General features: G+C 70.3%; 13 protein-coding genes. 8 read left to right on the top strand and 5 right to left on the bottom strand.

Annotated elements, in window-relative coordinates; all coding sequences use genetic code 11:
- The first annotated feature begins 3 nt into the window (after window positions 1-3).
- Entirely contained in the window at window positions 4-1,542 is a 1,539-nt protein-coding gene (locus AB0O93_RS11530) for a glycosyltransferase family 39 protein (protein WP_363343472.1), read from the top strand.
- Between the two features lie 304 nt (window positions 1,543-1,846).
- Window positions 1,847-3,337: a hypothetical protein gene (locus AB0O93_RS11535; RefSeq protein ID WP_363343474.1), complete on the top strand. Its 1,491-nt coding sequence runs from the start codon at window positions 1,847-1,849 to the stop codon at window positions 3,335-3,337.
- Between the two features lie 33 nt (window positions 3,338-3,370).
- Here AB0O93_RS11535 and AB0O93_RS11540 read toward each other — a convergent pair whose 3' ends face one another.
- The 4 genes from AB0O93_RS11540 to AB0O93_RS11555 form a co-directional block, all read right to left on the bottom strand.
- A complete protein-coding gene (locus AB0O93_RS11540) occupies window positions 3,371-4,321 on the bottom strand; it encodes a glycosyltransferase (protein WP_363343848.1) in 951 nt (316 codons plus the stop codon).
- A 5-nt stretch (window positions 4,322-4,326) separates the two neighbouring features.
- Window positions 4,327-6,237, bottom strand: a complete 1,911-nt coding sequence (locus tag AB0O93_RS11545; protein WP_363343476.1) for a glycosyltransferase — start codon at window positions 6,235-6,237, stop codon at window positions 4,327-4,329.
- A gap of 102 nt (window positions 6,238-6,339) precedes the next feature.
- On the bottom strand, window positions 6,340-7,662 hold the full coding sequence (locus AB0O93_RS11550) for an O-antigen ligase family protein (RefSeq protein ID WP_363343478.1): 1,323 nt from the start codon (window positions 7,660-7,662) through the stop codon (window positions 6,340-6,342).
- A complete protein-coding gene (locus AB0O93_RS11555) occupies window positions 7,659-9,062 on the bottom strand; it encodes an O-antigen ligase family protein (RefSeq protein WP_363343480.1) in 1,404 nt (467 codons plus the stop codon). Before AB0O93_RS11555 ends, AB0O93_RS11550 begins: the two co-directional genes overlap by 4 nt.
- 82 nt (window positions 9,063-9,144) lie before the next feature.
- Here AB0O93_RS11555 and manA point away from each other — a divergent pair, with 82 nt between their 5' ends.
- From manA to AB0O93_RS11575, 4 genes are all read left to right on the top strand, one after another.
- Window positions 9,145-10,281, top strand: a complete 1,137-nt coding sequence (gene manA, locus AB0O93_RS11560; protein WP_363343482.1) for a mannose-6-phosphate isomerase, class I — start codon at window positions 9,145-9,147, stop codon at window positions 10,279-10,281.
- Window positions 10,282-10,444: 163 nt separating this feature from the next.
- Window positions 10,445-10,771, top strand: a complete 327-nt coding sequence (locus AB0O93_RS11565) for a WhiB family transcriptional regulator (RefSeq protein WP_363343484.1) — start codon at window positions 10,445-10,447, stop codon at window positions 10,769-10,771.
- Between the two features lie 89 nt (window positions 10,772-10,860).
- Window positions 10,861-13,716 (top strand): glycosyltransferase, encoded by a 2,856-nt coding sequence (locus AB0O93_RS11570; RefSeq protein ID WP_363343486.1) that lies wholly within the window; start codon window positions 10,861-10,863, stop codon window positions 13,714-13,716.
- Window positions 13,713-15,125, top strand: a complete 1,413-nt coding sequence (locus AB0O93_RS11575; RefSeq protein ID WP_363343488.1) for a DUF5719 family protein — start codon at window positions 13,713-13,715, stop codon at window positions 15,123-15,125. Before AB0O93_RS11570 ends, AB0O93_RS11575 begins: the two co-directional genes overlap by 4 nt.
- A 15-nt stretch (window positions 15,126-15,140) precedes the next feature.
- Here the strand turns inward: AB0O93_RS11575 and AB0O93_RS11580 are convergent, their stop codons facing one another.
- Window positions 15,141-15,575, bottom strand: coding sequence for a metallopeptidase family protein (locus AB0O93_RS11580; protein WP_363343490.1), 435 nt, complete (start codon window positions 15,573-15,575; stop codon window positions 15,141-15,143).
- A gap of 68 nt (window positions 15,576-15,643) precedes the next feature.
- Between AB0O93_RS11580 and AB0O93_RS11585 the strand changes: the two genes are divergently transcribed.
- Both AB0O93_RS11585 and ahcY read left to right on the top strand, forming a co-directional pair.
- Window positions 15,644-15,850: a DUF3499 family protein gene (locus AB0O93_RS11585; RefSeq protein ID WP_053547717.1), complete on the top strand. Its 207-nt coding sequence runs from the start codon at window positions 15,644-15,646 to the stop codon at window positions 15,848-15,850.
- 43 nt (window positions 15,851-15,893) lie between these two features.
- Window positions 15,894-17,369 (top strand): adenosylhomocysteinase, encoded by a 1,476-nt coding sequence (gene ahcY / locus AB0O93_RS11590; protein ID WP_363343492.1) that lies wholly within the window; start codon window positions 15,894-15,896, stop codon window positions 17,367-17,369.
- Window positions 17,370-17,418 lie beyond the last annotated feature (49 nt).

The raw sequence follows: 17,418 nt of genomic DNA on the forward strand, positions 1-17,418 counted from the left end.
GGAATGGCAGCCGTGATGGTCGCCGTCGGATGTGTCCTCCTCATCTGGTCAGCTCTGACGCCGCCTTTCACGACTGTCGATGAGCCGCGCCACGTCAACTCCATCGTGCGCCTACTGGAGGGAGGAGGTTGGCCGGCGCCACGAACGGCACCAATGCTGGACGGTACGCTGAACGCGCTCCGTGAGGCCGGGAGTCCGCCTGGTGATGTTCTGGATCTGGCCGTCCTGCCTGACTCCGAGCAGCGATCGGTTCTCGTCGGGTTTCAGTCGAGCCTGTACGACGATGTAGGCGCGATCGATTGGATGAACCAGCACCCGCCGACCTATTACGTCATCGTGGCGGCGACGCTTGCGCCATTCGCAGAAGCGCTGAGATGGGATCAGTTCGTCACGGGTGCCCGCGGAGTATCCATCCTCTTGGTCGTGGGCGGACTGGCGTTCGGCATGGCGACGGCTCGAATGCTGACGAACTCTTACACCGCCGCCGTTCTCGGGGGATTTGTTGTCTTCCTTGTCCCGCAGTTCTTCAACGTCTTGAGTCTTGTGACCAATGATGCATTGGCCGTCTTCGCCGTTTCGGGGGCCCTCTGGTTCGCTGTTCGCGCCATCGTGGCGCCACGCGGGCTGAGTTGGCTAGACGCTCTTGGTGTCGGGGGATTCCTCGGGCTATCCATCCTCACCAAGGGCACTCTGCTCGTGGCCGTCCCGGTCTTCGCCCTCCTTCTTGTCGTCGCCTGTCTTTGCGATGCGCGATCTCGTCGCTCCGGCGCCTCCTGGATCCGCGCGCTTGCCGCGTTGTCCTTCGCGGCCGCCATCGGCGGCTGGTGGTGGGTACGAAACATAGTCCTGTACGGTCAACTGCAGTCGAGCAACTCGGGTGGAGCCCGATCCGAGACTGCCTTCGATGGATACGATCTCGGCAGCTTTCTGCTCAGAGTGGCCGATCAACTTGCGCGAACGACCTGGGGCTCGCTTCGCGCCGACACCGCCCTTCCTGCACTGCTCGTGATCTCGTTGACACTGGGATTGCTTCTCGCGATCGGAATCGCCCTGTACGGGGCGGGAGGCCGAACCCGGGCCGTTATGGTGATCCTTGCGCTTCTGCCGCTCTTGACGACGGCGTTGATCACAGCCAACGCCTGGCGGGTGTACTGGAATACCGGTCGGATCGTAGGTATTCAAGGGCGCTACTTCTTCCCTTGGATCACCATCCTGATCGTGACGGTGGCACTGGTGTGGCTCGTCGTCAGGGCCGCGAGCGGTCGACGGTATCGGTTCGCGCTTGCGTCGCTCTTCGTTGTCGTGCCGGCCTCGGTTCAGGTGTTCGCCCTGGTGTTGGTCGTGAACCGAAGGTGGGAGGGAGACATTGCCTCGATGCTCGAGGCCGGGGCGTGGCGGCCTTGGTCGATCGCCTCGGTGGTACTTCTCCTCGGCGCTGCGCTCGTCACTGCTGTGTCGGTCCCACTGTTCGCTCGGCCGTGGGCCAGGCGTCGCTCCACTACCGCCCTGGATACAGAGCTGAGACAGGAGCCGATGGCCTGAGGACGGTGCCGCGACGCCCTACGCTCGTTCTGTGTCGAACTACCTCGCCGTCGTCGTCTCCCCGCGTCAGGAGCATCGACTCCGCGCGTGGCTGCGACGCCACTCGGATCTGAACGACGTCCTCCGCGTTCGGCTTCGTTCTACCCGCGTGCTTTATGTCGTGAGTCGAGACGTCCAGCGTTCCGTCCGAGGTTCGGACTACTTTCGCGGACATCTCATCGCACATGAGGCAGGGGCTGTCGTCTTCGGCGCGGACGGCTGGTCGGCATCACCCGAGCCGCTCAGGAGCGCCGCATCCACACACGTGGGCGAGTTTGTTCGGCTCGGGTGGAACCGCGATGACCTCACTCTCGAGCGGGACTTCTTCGGCAACGTCCGCTTGCTCACGACGACGGGGCGCGGCTTCGTCGCAGCGTCAGATTCGCTGTTGGTCCTCGCTGCCCTTCGACGGGCCCTGAATGACAGTGTCAACCCGCACGAGGAGGTCCTCACCGCTCGCGCGGCGCCGAGTCAGATAGCGGGTCAGCAGCTGTCTCCGGACACGATCATCGAAGAGGTACGGTTCGTCCTCCCGGGGACCAATATCCGCATCGACATCAGGCAATTGGCCGTTACGGAAGTCGGAACGACAGCTGCCGAGTTGCTCCGGAGTGACGCGTTCGTGCCGGGAGAAGTGCGTGACGCCGCAATTTCCATGACGCGAACGATCTCGGCTCTCTCATGCCAGAACGGCTGGTCCAGTGTTCTGCACCTTTCCGGGGGCTTGGATTCCCGTGCCGTCTATGCAGCCGCCGTCGCCGCAGGGAAGCAGCAGGACTTGCGTTTCATCAGCCGACTCCGCTCGGGCGATGTGACCGCACGTGACAATGTCGTCGCGAACAGGCTGGCGACGACCTGGGGTACGGCTCGGTCGAGTGTCGACGACGTGGCCGAATGGCGAGAATCGCGACCTGAAGACGGGTTGCGGCTGTGGGCGTCAGGGCTCGCCGGGGTTTACGACGGACTAGGTCCCCTCGGGCCTCGTCGTCGTCGGCGCGCGGAGTTCGAGCTGTTCGGGCTCGGTGCGGGAGCGCACAAGGGAGCGTGGGGCTGGACTGATCTGAACTCGCTCGCGGCCCGAGCGGCAAAACCCGGAGCGGTGCGCGACGCCTTGAGCGCGCAGATGGCGATTGCTGCGCGGGCGTTGGGGGTTGATCCAGAAGACGAGGGCGCCAGCGAGGTGTACTACTTCGGTTTCCGGAACGGACTGCACTCTGCGGCCGAACACATCGGTCTGCATCTCACGGGAGTGTCCCCCTTGCAGAACGTGGGGTTCGCGCGCCGGGGACACGCGCGGACCCGAGAGGGTGCATTCGGAGGTCAGGGGGACGACATCCTCGCTCTCACCGCTCTGTTGAGTCCGGAGGCGGCCGTCTTTGAGTATGACGAACCGCGGCACGCATGGACCCTCGATGACGCTCGGGATCGTCAGCGCGATCTCGGCGGTCCGTTGCGCTCCGCCGAGATCGCGCCCTACACGACTTACGGTTCTCCCGACGACATCCCCCAGGGTCCTTCTCGGCTTTCGCTCACGATCGCCGAACGAGCGGGATACCCCGACTCCGCCAACCCGACCGCGGCTTTTGAGTACGCGGAGGCGAATCTCGACTTGCTGGACGGTGCTGTACGGGAGACCTACCGTGAGGTGCTCGCCAACGCGCGGTGGCGTTTGGCAAAGGCGGATGGCGACATCTTCGGAGCCGAGCTTCCCCTGTCGCGTCTTCTTATGCTCGGTGTGTTTCGACCCGCGGGTTGAGAGGGAAAGGCAGTCGCTGCAACCGCCCCGCCGTCAGCCGGACAGCGGAGGCATCGGCTTCCACGACCGGTCGCGCGAGATCTTTCCGCCGTCGCGCAGGCCGCGGAAGAGGTTGGACGTCCCGCGGACGGTCCGCTCGACGAAGAAGAGCCGGATGAGCTCCTTGCCGAAGGTCAGCGCCGTTCCGATCGCGAACGGCACCGGACGGTAGACACCGAGCTCGCGGTAGTAGTGCTTGATGTATGCCCGATTGCGCATGATGTAGTAGCGATACGCGTTGCTCGAGGCGTTCATGTGGCGGATGCCCATGTCCCACTGCTTGATCTCGCGCGTCCGACGGAGCACGAACTCGTCGACGATCACCGACGTCGTCTGACGCGACGCGAGCCAGCCGTAGAGCTGGTCGTCCCAGTAGATGAAGAAGCGGGGGTCGGGCAGGCCGATCCGCGACACGATGTCGCGGTGGATGAACATGCCCTCGAAGCATCCGGAGTTCATCTCCTTGTACCCGGACGCGTCGAAGCCGGCGGGAGCGAAGGGGATCGGGATGCCGAGCGGCTCGGCCACGCGGTACTGCCAGTAGAACTCGCTGCCGTCGTAGTCGTAGCGGCGTCCCTGGATGCTCTGGAAGCGCGGAGCCCACTTGCCCATCTTCGCCAGGCCGTCGGGGATGACCTCGACGTCGTCGTCCATGAGCCAGATCCAGGTGGAGCCGATCTCGTGCGCGACGCGCATGCCCTCGCTGAAGCCGCCGGAACCGCCGGTGTTGGTCTCCATGCGGCGGTAGACCAGCTCGGCACCGATCGTGTCGCGGAAGGACTCCACGACGTCACCGGTGTCGTCGGTCGAGGCGTTGTCGATGATGACGACGTGTCCGGGCTTCGGCTCCATCGACGCGATGCTCCCGAGAAGCCGCGTGAGCAGCCCCGAACGGTTGTAGGTGACGATCGCGATCGTCGCGGATGCCGGATCGAATGCGCTGATGCCGCTCACGAGGCCTCTCCGAACGTCCGCCGCCACGCGTCGACCGAGCTCAGCTCCGCCGCTGCCGCGCGGTACTTCGCCGACAGGGCGGGCCACTCGCGCCGGAGACGGCGGTGGAGGAGGACGGTGTCGCGCAGCATCCGTCGGTACTGGGCGCGGTCGCGGGTGTAGATGTTCTTGCCCGAGCCGTCGGCGGCGCTGACCAGCGCACTGTCGTAGAGCGGAACCCGCCACCAGTGCGCGTCCAGCTTGCCGAACTCGACCTCGGGGTGGCTGACGTTCTCGGGCTTCGGTGCGTGCAGCCAATGCGCGATGAGCGTGGTCGCGGTGAACCAGCGCAGCCGCATGCCGCGAGGGCTGTCGAACTCGTGATTCTTGAGCTTGCTGAACACCACACGTCCGCGGCGGGCGCGCAGCGGCACGCCGGCGTCCTTGTGCACCACGGTCTCGGGGAAGGACTTCGCGAGGGCACGCGCCGCGGGCATCGCCGTGGCGAGGTTCGCGCGCATGTGCTGGGGTCCCGAGAGGATGTCGCGCAGCGCCCGGTGGCGGAGCGCGACCGGGTAGTACTGCATCATCATCAGGTGCTTGAGGTCGACCCGGCGGCTGTGCCGGAGGAGTGTGCCGCCGTCGGGCACGGGGGAGTGCAGGAGCGCGGCGACGATCCGGTTGCGCGCGTGAAAGTACGCCTGCCAATCGATCGAGTCGTCCTTGCCGACCCACGAGACGTGCCACAGCGCGACGCCGGGCATCGACACCGTGGGGTAGCCGGCGTTCCGGGCGCGGATGCAGAACTCCGCGTCGTCCCACTTGATGAACGCCGGAAGGGCGAGGCCCACCTCGCGGATGATCGACAGGGGGATGAGGCACATCCACCAGCCGTTGTAGTCGGCATCCAGTCGCTGGTGCAGGATCGGCGACTGCCGGAGGTTGGCGACGCTGAAATCGTGCGGCAGCTTCTCCTGATAGAGCGCACGCCACATGAAGGGCGCGTCGTCGATGACCTCGGCCCACGCGTGCAGCTTCGGCCGGTCGAGGAGGTCGAACATGTGCGCGCCGACGATTGTGGGGGTGCTCGCAAAACGACCGAAAACGACCGAGCGTCGGAGAGACTCGGGCTCGATCCGCACGTCGTCGTCGAGGAGCTGCACGAAGTCGCTCTCGGGGCGCTCGAGCGACTCAGACATCGCGCGGGCGAATCCGCCCGACCCGCCGAGGTTCGGCTGGGTGATGACCTGCAGCGTGTCGCCGAGGGACGCGGCGACGTCGGGATACTCGGCTTCGCCGTCGACGCGTCGGTCACCCTGATCGACCAGGAAGATGCGGTCGATGAGTTCGAGCACCTCCGGTTCGGCCGCGAGTGCCTGGAGCGTGCCGACGCAGTAGTCGGGCTTGTTGTACGTGGTGATGCCGATCGAGGCCTTGCCGGCGCGGGCGGGCTCCTGCTCCGTGCTGTACTGCGCGCCGCGGAAGATCGCCGTGTCGTCGTCGGCGACGATGTCGAACCAGATGAAGCCGCCGTCGCTGTACTGGTCGAGCACGAGATCGAAAGTCGAATGCGTGGCTCCTTCGACCTCGCGGGTCTCGAGGCGCTGACGGACGCCGGCTCCGTTCGAGCGGTAGACGAGGATCGTCGCCATGCCCTCGGTGTCGACGGTCAGAGTGACCTGCCGCACCGCAGTCCAGTGCTGCCAGTACGACGCGGGGAAGGCGTTGAAGTAGGTGCCGAACGACACCCGTCGGCCGGCGACGATCCGGGCCGTGGTGCGACCGAGGATGTTCCCCAGCTGTGCGCGGTTCGATACGCGCACGGGCTCCTCATCGATGACCGACCAGGTCTCCGGGTCGACGTACAGGGGCAGGAGGTCCGGATCGCGGTCGGTCGGGAAGACGACGTTCTGCAGGACGTGGGGCACGGGGCTTCTCCGAAGGGGCTCGCGGGGGCGCCGAGGGCGTCGGGCCGAGGCGTAAGCCTACCGTGCCCGCTTTCGCGTTCCCCGGGAGGGGCGGATGCCGCTCTACAGCCCCGGTGCGGCGGGCGGAAGGCTCGGGTCGAGGCGCTCGCCGATGCGCTCGCGCCACGAGCGCGACTGGCCGGCGCGGACGGCGCAGAGCACGAGCATGAGCCAGCCGAGGCCGGTGAGGGTGAAGCTCTCGAACATCGAGTCGACGAGGAGGGCGACGAGGAGGAGGGGCGTCCAGGCGTAGACGACCGAGCGGCGTTCGGTCGCCACCAGCCACGAGCGCACCAGCGCGATGCCGGCGAGGGCGAAGAAGAGGAGGAGGCCCAGCCAGCCGAGCTGGAGGAGCACGTCGAAATAGGAGTTGAGGCCGGTGGCGTGGTCCGAGCGCAGCGCGAAGTTCAGGGCGTTGAAGGGGAACTCGCCGTCGTCCCACGGGCCGTACCAGCCCCACCCCTGGACGGGGCGGAAGCGCAGGTAGTCGACCATCAGGTTCCACAGGTCGACGCGCATCGAGAAGTCGGTGCCCGCGCCGAGGAGGGCGACGATCGGATGCCGCAGCGCGTAGCCGACGGCGATCCCCACGACGACGACCCCGCCGAGGGTGAACTGCACGGCACGTCGGCGGGCGGGGCGCACGCGGCGCACCAGCACCAGCGCGAGGACGGCGAGGCCGACGGCGACAGCGAGGACGAGGACGGTGGGGGAGTCGCTGAACGCGGCGAGCGACCCCGCGAGGATCACCGAGGCGACCGACACCCCGGTGCGCACCGACTGCGTGCGGTACTCGATGAGGAAGGTGATGAGGGCGAGCACCGCGACGAAGCCCAGCAGGTTGCGGGTGCCGAAGATGCCCTGGACCGGCCCGAGCGAGGCGAGGTTCCCCTCGACGGCGAGGAAGCGGAAGGGCGTGTCCAGGAGGATGCCGGAGAGGATCTCCACGCCCAGCGAGATGCCGAGGAGCGTCCGCAGCACATCGCCGAGCGCGCGAACGGTCTGCAGGGTGTCGCGGATGTGGCCGATGACGACGGCCAGGAGCCCGATCCCCGCGAGGGTGAGGGCGTTCCGCAGCGTGGCGGCGGCATCCGTGCTCCAGACCGCGCTGATCGTCGCCCACGCGATGAACGCGAGCACCGTGAACGGGACGAGCCGCAGGAGTGCGATCTCGTCGCGCCGCGCGATGAGGATTCCGATGCCGAGGAGGCAGAGCCCGGCGACGATCGTCACGTACGTGGTCGGGCTCATGAGCCGCTCGATGGCGAACGACGCGAACACCGCCGCGAAGACGGTGAGCGTGTAGGCGCGGGCGAAGGATGCCGAGGCGAGGAGAGTCGTCACCCACCCGGAGGAACCGGAGGAGGGGGTTCCCCCGCCGCTCACGGGGCCTGCTTCGCCGGTTCGCCGCGCTCGATGGCCGCGCTCTGCTCGGCGGGCCCGACGCCGACGTGCGGCGACTGCTTGATCTTCGCGCCGAACATGACCACGAACATCCATCCCCACAGCAGCAGCGGCGTGGACTCGGCGAAGCCCTGGACGAGCACCACGGCTCCCACGAGCGTCGGGAGGAGCGTGAGCGCGGAGTAGGGGCGGTCGGCGCGGAGGTCCCAGCGGGGGCGGTCGACGGCGAAGAACCAGGCCCGCCACACGAAGGCCAGGTACACGAGTCCGAGCAGGGCGACGCCGATCGCACCGAGCTGCAGGTAGACGTCCACCCACACGTTGTGGGCCTGCATCACCGTCTGGCCGTGGTCGACGATCCAGCGGTCGAAGGCGGGGTCGGAGGGGAGCCAGGGCGTGGCGAAGCCCCACCCGATCACGGGGTGCTCGTTCGCGCGGGCGAGCACCTGCTCCCAGATCTGCTCGCGCCCGGTGAGGTCGGAGTCGCGACCGAGCGCGCCGAAGATCGTGTCGCGGAGGGTCCACAGTGTGATCCCGCCGCCGATCGCGATCACGGCGTAGGCGATGTAGTAGCGGGTGCGCTCGCCGGGGCGGCGTGCGCGGCGCATGAGCAGCACGGTGACGAGCACGACGACGACCATCGCTCCGGCCACGAACGCCGTGGCCGACGAGGAGCGCACCAGCAGGTAGGCCGACACGGCGATCCAGATCCACAGCGTGACCCGTCGAGGCGCGCGTGCACCCAGGCGCACTGCGAAGACGATGATGGCGAGAAGAGCGACCGAGCCGAGGAGGTTGGCGTTGCCCATGATCCCCTGGATGCGTCCGCCGTCGAACAGGTTGTCGCGCGACCAATACAGGATCGGATCCGCTGCCGGCTCACTCGGGATGATGAAACCCGGGAGGAGCGGTCCGCCGATGAACAGCGACACCCACAGCTCGAAGGCGAGCGAGAGGCCGATGACCCACTTCAGCGCCGACGCGACGGCGCGCACGAGCTCGGCCCACGTCAGAACGGTGCCGACGAAGAGGGCCTGCACGGTGGTGATGTAGAGCAGAAGCAGCGTCAGCGCCGTCGTCGCCGGCCATGCCGACCAGAGGAGGGAGGCCGTCGCCCACGCGACGTACGCCACGGCGAACCACGGCAGACGCCGCCACTGGACCGGCGGCCGCACGACGACCCACAGGATCACCGACAGGATGCCGGAGGCGATCGCCCCGACCGCGGCGACCGTCTCGCCGAACGCGTTCACCCACGCGGTGCCGCCCAGGGCGAGCACGAGCACGAGGATGCACCAGCCCCGGAGCAGCAGGTGTCCGGTTTTCTCGCGCACCGGAGCGGTCGGCGGTGCCGACGCGGGGTGCTTCGAGTGGACGGCCATCGTCCCTCAGGGTACCCCCGCCGCCCGCGCCCCTCCTGCGCGCGCGACGGGCGAGCGAGGGCCCGCCGAATAAAGTGGGGGCATGCTGGCACCCCTCCGCAATGAGCCGCGCGACTACGCCTGGGGCTCGACGACGCTGATCGCCGAACTCGAGGGGCGCGAGCCCTCCGGACGCCCCGAGGCCGAGGTGTGGTTCGGCGCTCACCCCGGCGACCCGGCCGAGACCCCCGACGGACGTCTCGACGAGGTCCTGGGGGCGACGGATGCCCAGGAGCAGGCGCTGCCGTACCTGCTGAAGCTCCTGGCGGCGGGGTCGCCGCTCTCGATCCAGGCCCACCCGTCGCGTCCGCAGGCGATCGAGGGCTTCGCGCGGGAAGAGGCCGCCGGCATCGATCGCGACGCCCCGACGCGCACGTACCGCGACGCGAACCACAAGCCCGAGCTCATCGTGGCGGTGAGTCCGACGTTCCGGGCGCTCGCCGGCATCCGCGACCTGGACACCACCCGCCGCTTCATCGCCGAGCTGGGTCTGTCGGCGGCGCCGCTCGCCGAGCGCCTGGCCACGGCGGTCGATTCGCTCGCGGACGTCATCGAGTGGGTGCTCGCGCCCTCCTCCGACGGCGACACCCGCGCCGTCATCGACGCCGCGCTCGCGGCGACGTCGGAGGAGTTCGCCGCCGAGCTCGCCCTCGTGGCGGAGCTCGAGGCGGCGTACCCCGGCGACCCCGGGATCGTCGTGGCGATGCTGATGAACCTCGTCGAGCTCCGTGAGGGCGAGGGGCTCTTCGTCCCCGCCGGCGTCCTGCACGCCTACCTGTCCGGCCTCGGCGTCGAGCTGATGGCCGCGAGCGACAACGTCCTCCGCGGCGGGCTCACCCCGAAGCACATCGACATCGACGAACTCCTGAGCGTCCTGGATGCCCGGCCCTCCGCCGCGCCCACCGTCGCCGCCGAGGCCGTTTCGGCCGGGATCGTGCAGTACCCGGTGCCGGTGTCGGACTTCGCCCTCGTGCGCGCCGACGTCGCCGGCGACGACGTCGAGCTCCCGGCATCCGGCGATGCGATCGCGCTCGCCGTCGCGGGCGACGTGGAGGTCTCCTCTGCGGGATCGGATGCCGTGCGCCTCCGCCCCGGACAGGCGGTGTTCGCGAGCGCCGACGAGGGGCCGCTGACCCTCCGCGGGACCGGCACCGTCTTCGTCGCGACGCCGGGGCGGTGAGGGTCGGACCGTTATCGAACGGTTCGACACGCCCGGCGCGTCGCAAAGGTTCAATACCGGGTTGAGGATTTACTATCTGCGACTTGACCTCCGGGAATGACACGGGTGTAATTACTCAAGCGCAAAACGCGTGATGGGGGATTCCCAGGGGGGAGAACGAGAGATGACGACTTCGCACTATCGTTCCGGCGTTCCAGAAGACTGGTTCGTCGATCCGGTCAACCTCGGTGTGCCGGGTGTGCGCCGGCCGGCCGTGGAGGAAGAGGACAACGCCCTCGCCTGGCAGACCGACGCCCTGTGCGCCCAGACCGACCCGGAGGCCTTCTTCCCGGAGAAGGGCGGATCGACCCGCGACGCCAAGCGCGTGTGCACCACGTGCGACGTGCGCACCGAGTGCCTCGAGTACGCGCTGGCCAATGACGAGCGATTCGGCATCTGGGGCGGCCTCAGCGAACGCGAGCGTCGCAAGCTCAAGCGCCGCGCGAGCTGAGCGGCAGCCGCTCCCGCCCGCACCGCGCTCCGCGCGCCACGGCGCGTGCGCCACGACCCCGCGCCGCCCCCGCCTAGGCTTTCCCCGTCATGCCCCTCCGAGTTCACGCCCTCCTCGTGGTGCGCCCCGACGGGCGCACGCCGGCCGCGTACCACCTGCGTCGCACGCTGGCGTCGCTGCGCGCGCAGACGCGCCCGGTCGATGTGCTCACGATCGTGGTGTGCGGCGATGACCCCGGCGTCCGCGACGTCGTCTCCGCGGCGCCCGCGGAGGGCGTGATCACCGCGCCGGCCTCGACCCGTTACGCCGAAGCCGTCGCTCTCGCCACCCGGCGCCTGGACGGCGACGCGGTATGGCTCCTCGCCCAGGACACCGCGCCCGAGCCGGACGCGCTCGAGCGCCTCGCCGGCATCCTCGAGCTCTCGCCGACGGTCGCCTACGTCGCCCCGAAGGTCGTCCGCTGGGACGATCGGACCGAGATCGTCTCGCTCGGCGTGACGATGACCCGCGGGGGACGGGCCGTGGGGGTCTCCGACGGCGAGCTCGACCAGGGCCAGCACGACGCGCGCGAGGACGCCCTCGGCGCCGACGTCCGCGGCATCCTCGTCCGATCCGACCGCTGGCGCGCGCTCGACGGCCTCGACCGCGCGCTCCTCGGGGCCGACGAGGGCCTCGACCTCGGCATCCGCGCGCGTCTCGCAGGCGACCGGGTCTCGCTCGTCTCCAGCGCCGTCGTGGCCACCGCCGGCGACGGCGTCGCGGGTGAACCCGAGCCGCTGACAGCCGGTCGGCGCCGCGCGGCGGCCCTGTCGTCGCGCACCGCGCAGCTGCACCGCCGCTTGGCGTACGCGCCCTGGTTCGTCGTGCCGCTGCACTGGCTCTCCCTGCTCCCGCTCGCCGTGGCGCGCTCGCTGCTGCACCTCCTGCGCAAAGACCCCGGTCTCATCGCCCCCGAGTGGGCCGCGTCGATCCTCGTCGCCGTGCGGCTGGCGGCCGTCGTCCGTGCGCGACGACGGATCGCGAAGAACCGGACGATGTCGTGGCGGCAGCTGGACCAGCTGCGGATGTCGCGCGCCGAGTTCCGCGAACGGCTCGACCACGAGCCCGTCGACGATCTCGTCGCGGGCGCGCACCGCCGCGGCGAGCTGCGCTTCTTCTCGGGTGGCGCGCCGTGGCTCGTCCTCGGCGCCCTCGTGGTGTCGATCGCCGCCTTCCCCGCGCTTCTGGCCTGGCCCGTCCTCGGCGGCGGAGGAGTGCTGCCGCTGAGCGCGGACCTCGGCCAGCTGTGGGCGCAGACGCGCTTCGGACTCCGCGCCGAGGGCTTCGACACGATCGCCCCCGCCGATCCCTTCGCGGCCCTCGTCGCGATCGTCGGATCGTTCACGCCGTGGGCGCCCTCGCTCTCGCTGGTGATCCTGTGGGTCGCCGCCCTGCCGCTCGCCGCGCTCGGCGGCTGGTTCGCCGCGACCCGCCTGACCGAGCGGTCGTCGCTGCGCATCGTCGCCGGCGTCCTGTGGGCCCTGGCCCCGACGTTCCTCGCGGCGCTGACCACGGGGCGTCCGGCGGCCGTGCTGCTGCACCTGCTCCTCCCGTGGCTGTTCGTCGCGGGCTCGGTCGCCCACCGCTCCTGGACCGGCGCGGGCATGGCGTCGCTCCTCGTGGTCGCCGTCGCGGCGGCATCCCCCTCTCTCGTCCCCGCGCTCGTGGTGCTGTGGTTCCTGGCGGTGCTCGTCGTCCTCACCGCGCTCGGCGGTCGCGGCGCCAGCCGGCTGGTGTGGGTCATCGTGCCGCTCGTCGTCTTCGCCGTGCCGCTGATCTGGCGCGCGATCGCCGATGGTGACGGGTGGGCGCTCCTCGCCGACCCCGGCGCCGTGTGGACCGGAGCGCAGGTGGCCGCCGATGCGGCGGGCCGCACCCTGCTCGTGTTCGGCATCCCCGCACCGGATCTCCTCGGCTGGACGTCGTTCCTCGGCGATGTCCCGTCCTGGTGGGTGCCGCTCCTCGCCGCCCCGGTGCTGGTCCTCGCCCTCCTCGCCCCCGTCACCCGTCGGTGGCCGCAGGGTGTCGCGATGCTCGTGATCACGACGCTCGGTCTCGGCACGGCCTTCGCCGCGGTGGGGATCGCGGTGTCGTTCGCGCAGTCCGTCCCCGTGCCGACCTGGCCGGGAGCGGCCCTCAGTCTCGCCTGGCTCGGGCTGGTCGGCGGAGCGACCGTGACCCTCGACGCAGGGCTTCCCGCCCCCGCGCGGTGGACGCGGGTCCTCGTGGGGGCGGCAGCGTGCCTGAGCATCCTCGTCCTCGCCGTGCCCGCCCTCACCGCCGTCGCACGCGGCACCTCGAACCTCACCGACGGCCCCGCCTCGACCCTCCCGGCCTACGTCAGCGCCGAAGGGCGCGGCGATCCCGACGTCGGCACCATGATCCTCACGCCTCAGAACGACGGCGGCCTCTCGGCGCGCGTCGTGTGGGGCGCCACCGAGACCCTCGACGGTCAGGCGACGTCGCTGCGCACCCGCACCGTCGCCGCGCCGGCGGATGTCCTCGTCGCCGAGATCGCCGCCGACCTCGTCACGTCGTCGGCCGACGGCGCCGTCGAGGCGCTCGCCTCGCGCGGAGTCGGATTCGTCCTCCTCGCCTCGGCCGCGCCGCCGGAATCCGACATCGCCCGCGGCACCCGCCTGTCGGCGGCGAACGCGATCGCGCAGCGCGGCACGCTCGACGGGGTCGGCGAGACCGCCCGCGGCACGCTCTGGCGCATCACCCCCGAGATCACCCCCCGCCCGGCCGAGCCGACCGCGATCCGCGACATCGCCACGGCCATCGCCATCTCGCAGCTCGTCGTCGTCGGCATCGCGCTGCTGCTGGCCGTCCCCACCGCCGCGTCCCGGCGCGAGGCGCGCCGGACGCCGCGCACCGTCGGCCCCACGACAGGAGCATCCGTATGAGTGAGGGCCGGGGCCGCCGCGCCGCCCGCACCGGCGCGCGCCTGATCGGCGGCGGAGCGGTGGCGGCCGGTGTCGTGGTCGCCGTGGTCGCCGGGCTCACCGCGCCATGGCCGACGATCCAGCGCGATCCCGCCGAGATCGCCGCGGTCCCCGCGCCCGCTCCCGTGGTCCTCGCCTGCGGCGGGGGGCTCCTCTCGCTCGGGCGCGACCCCGTCGCCGCCGACGGGCTGAGCATCGCCGCGACGGCGGCGGTCATGGCGGGAGCACGCGCGGAGGTGCCCGTTCCCGATGCCGCCGCGCTCGATGCGCCGTTCCTCACCGAAGGCCAAGGAGGTGCCGCGTTCACGGCGCTCCCCGAGGGCCGCACCCGCGCCGACATCGCCGCCGCCTCCTCCGCGCAGATCGCCGAGCCCGACCTCGCCGGGTACGCGGCATCCGCGTGTCGCCCTCCGCTGCTGGAGTCCTGGCTCGTGGGCGGCTCTGCCGCCACCGGAGCCGCTGACCTCGTCGTGCTGAGCAACCCGGGGGACGTCGCCGCGACCGTCGAGCTCGCCGTGTTCGGCGCGGAGGGGCTCACCGTCCCGCCGGGCGGCGCGGGCGTCGTGGTGCCGCCGCGTTCGCAGGGCGTCGTTCCGCTCGCAGGCCTCGCCATCGGCGAAGAGCGCCCGGTCGTGCGCGTGCAGGCGACCGGTGCCCCCGTGCAGGCGTCGCTGCAGTCGAGCATCACGCGCACCCTCACCGCCGGCGGCGTCGACCAGGTCGGCGCCCTCGCGCAGCCGGCGACGGATGCCGCGATCCTCGGCGTCACGGTCACCGGCGGAACGGTCGACGCGGCCCAGGTGCCCACCCTGGTGCGCGTGCTCTCGCCGTCCGCGGACGCCACGGTCCGCGTGACCGTGACGCCCGTGGGATCCTCGACCCCCGCCCTCACCCCGACCGAGGTCGACCTCGTCGCCGGCGAGCCGCTCGAGGTCGACCTCGGCGGGCTCGAGAACGGCAGCTACACCGTCGGTGTCGCGGCCGATCAGCCGGTCGTCAGCGCCGTCTGGCAGGCCACGGGCTTCGAGGCGGGCGATGACTTCGCGTGGTACACGCCCGCGCCGCTCGTCGACGTCCCGAGCGTCTTCGCCACTCCAGCCGGTCCCGAACCCGTGCTGACCCTGCAGAACCCCGGCGACCAGGACGCCACCGTCGTCCTCGCCGCCGTCGACGGCGGGTCCCGCGTCGAGGTCATCGTCCTGGCGGGGGAGAGCACGACCCTGCGGCTGGCTCCGCAGACCGTGTACACGCTGGACGCGGCATCCGTGCCCGTCCGTGCGGCGGTGTCGCTCTCGGGCGACGGCGCCCTCGCGGGCTACCCCGTGTGGCCGGCGGATGCCGCGGCTCCGCCGATCATCGTCTACCCCTGAGGAAGGGACGCCGCGTCAGTGGAAGCGGTCGTGACCGAGATCCCACGGATCACGGTCGAGATACTGTGCGGCGGCACGGAAGACGGCACCCTCGACGATCATGCGCCGGTGCAGGTCGTCGTCGCGGTGCGGGTGGCCGAGGCGCTCGATCGGCAGTCGGTAGAGCACGATGCGACGCTCGTCCGTCAGCACGCTCCAGCGCGGGATGCCGTCGGCATCCGCCGCCGTGGGCATCTCGGCGATCTCGAACCGGACCTCGCGCAGCTCGGGCCACGCCGAGCGGAGGAACTCCACCGCGGTGCCGACGGCGAGGTCGAACCGCTCGACCCGGGTGTCCAGCGGCGGGAGCGGAGGACGGACCACGGCGCTGCGGCCCTCGCGTCCGTGCCGACCGTGCCGGGAGCGACGGGCCGGAGCCTTCTCCGGAGTGCGCGTACGCCGCCATGCCATGGACACAGCCTACGTCGTGCGGCGCGGCATCCGTCCGACTCGCGTCCTTCGCGGTTAGGGTCGAGGCGATGCGCGAGAGACTGTGTTCCAAGGTCGGGTGCGCCCGCGAGGCCGTGACGACCCTGACGTACGACTACGGCGATCAGATGGCGGCCCTCGGCCCGCTGGGAGCGGGCAACGACCCGCACGCCCACGATCTGTGCGCCATCCACACCGATCGACTCTCCGTCCCCCGCGGGTGGGTCGTCGTCCGTCACGAGACGTTGCGCGTCTGACGCACGCCGCCGGCCTCGATCCGGCGCGTGGGACAATGGCGGAATGTCCATCGACACCGCCGCTGCTCCCGCCGTTCCCGCCCTCGACTTCGAGGTCGCCGATCTGAGCCTCGCCGAGGCCGGACGCCACCAGCTCCGCCTCGCCGAGAACGAGATGCCGGGCCTCATGGCCCTCCGCGAGGAGTTCGGTCCGCTGCAGCCGCTCAAGGGCGCGCGGATCGCGGGGTCCCTGCACATGACGGTGCAGACCGCCGTCCTCATCGAGACGCTCGTGAGCCTCGGTGCGCAGGTGCGCTGGGCCAGCTGCAACATCTTCTCCACGCAGGACGAAGCCGCCGCGGCCGTCGTGGTCGGCCCGACCGGTACGGTCGACGCTCCCGCCGGCGTCCCCGTCTTCGCGTGGAAGGGCGAGACGCTCGAGGAGTACTGGCGCTGCACCGACCGCATCTTCGACTGGAGCGCCGAGGGCGCCGACGGTCCGAACCTCATCCTCGACGACGGGGGAGACGCGACGCTCCTGGTGCACAAGGGCGTCCAGTTCGAGCGCGAGGGAGCAGTGCCGGATGCCGCCGCGGGCGACTCCGGCGAGTACCGGGTCATCCTCGACATCCTGCGCGCGAGCCTCACCCGCGATCCGCAGCGCTTCACCCGCATGGCCGAGGGAATCATCGGCGTCACCGAGGAGACCACGACCGGCGTCCACCGCCTGTACGAGCTCTTCGCGGCGGGTGAGCTGCTCTTCCCCGCGATCAACGTCAACGACTCGGTCACGAAGTCGAAGTTCGACAACAAGTACGGCATCCGTCACTCGCTTCCCGACGGGATCAACCGCGCCACCGACGTCCTCGTGGGCGGGAAGGTCGCCTTCGTCGCCGGGTACGGCGATGTCGGCAAGGGTGCGGCGGAGGCGCTCCGCGGTCAGGGCGCGCGGGTCATCGTCAGCGAGGTCGACCCGATCTGCGCACTCCAGGCCGCGATGGACGGCTACCAGGTCGCGCGTCTGACCGACGTCGCCGACCAGATCGACATCCTCATCACCGGGACCGGCAACAAGGACGTCGTGACGGTCGATGACCTGCTGTCGCTGAAGCACCTCGCGATCGTCGGCAACGTCGGCCACTTCGACAACGAGATCGACATGGCCGCGCTCGAGTCGCTGCCCGGTGCCGAGCGCATCGAGATCAAGCCGCAGGTGCACGAGTGGCGCCTGCCGAACGGCCGCAGCGTCCTGATCCTCAGCGAGGGCCGCCTGATGAACCTCGGGAACGCCACCGGCCACCCCTCGTTCGTCATGAGCGCATCCTTCACCAACCAGGTGCTCGCCCAGCTCGAGCTGTACACCAAGCGCGAGGAGTACCCCACCGGGGTCTACGTGCTCCCCAAGCACCTCGACGAGAAGGTCGCGCGCCTGCACCTCGACGCCCTCGGCGTGCAGCTCACCGAGCTCACCCGTGACCAGGCCGCCTACATCGGCGTGCCGGTCGAGGGGCCTTACAAGCTCGAGCACTACCGCTACTGACGCTCGCAGAGAGCCCCGGGCGTCGAGCCCGGGGCTCTTCGCGTGTGCG

This window comes from Microbacterium sp. NPDC077184 (assembly GCF_040687055.1).
Taxonomy (GTDB): Bacteria; Actinomycetota; Actinomycetes; order Actinomycetales; family Microbacteriaceae; genus Microbacterium.

Coding starts and splice junctions, on each gene's coding strand:
- AB0O93_RS11530 (WP_363343472.1), top strand. CDS start 4: ATGGCAGCCGTGATGGTCGCCGTCGGATGTGTCCTCCTCATCTGGTCA.
- AB0O93_RS11555 (WP_363343480.1), bottom strand. CDS start 9,062: ATGGCCGTCCACTCGAAGCACCCCGCGTCGGCACCGCCGACCGCTCCG.
- manA (WP_363343482.1), top strand. CDS start 9,145: ATGCTGGCACCCCTCCGCAATGAGCCGCGCGACTACGCCTGGGGCTCG.
- AB0O93_RS11565 (WP_363343484.1), top strand. CDS start 10,445: ATGACGACTTCGCACTATCGTTCCGGCGTTCCAGAAGACTGGTTCGTC.
- AB0O93_RS11570 (WP_363343486.1), top strand. CDS start 10,861: ATGCCCCTCCGAGTTCACGCCCTCCTCGTGGTGCGCCCCGACGGGCGC.
- AB0O93_RS11575 (WP_363343488.1), top strand. CDS start 13,713: ATGAGTGAGGGCCGGGGCCGCCGCGCCGCCCGCACCGGCGCGCGCCTG.
- AB0O93_RS11580 (WP_363343490.1), bottom strand. CDS start 15,575: ATGGCATGGCGGCGTACGCGCACTCCGGAGAAGGCTCCGGCCCGTCGC.
- AB0O93_RS11585 (WP_053547717.1), top strand. CDS start 15,644: ATGCGCGAGAGACTGTGTTCCAAGGTCGGGTGCGCCCGCGAGGCCGTG.
- ahcY (WP_363343492.1), top strand. CDS start 15,894: ATGTCCATCGACACCGCCGCTGCTCCCGCCGTTCCCGCCCTCGACTTC.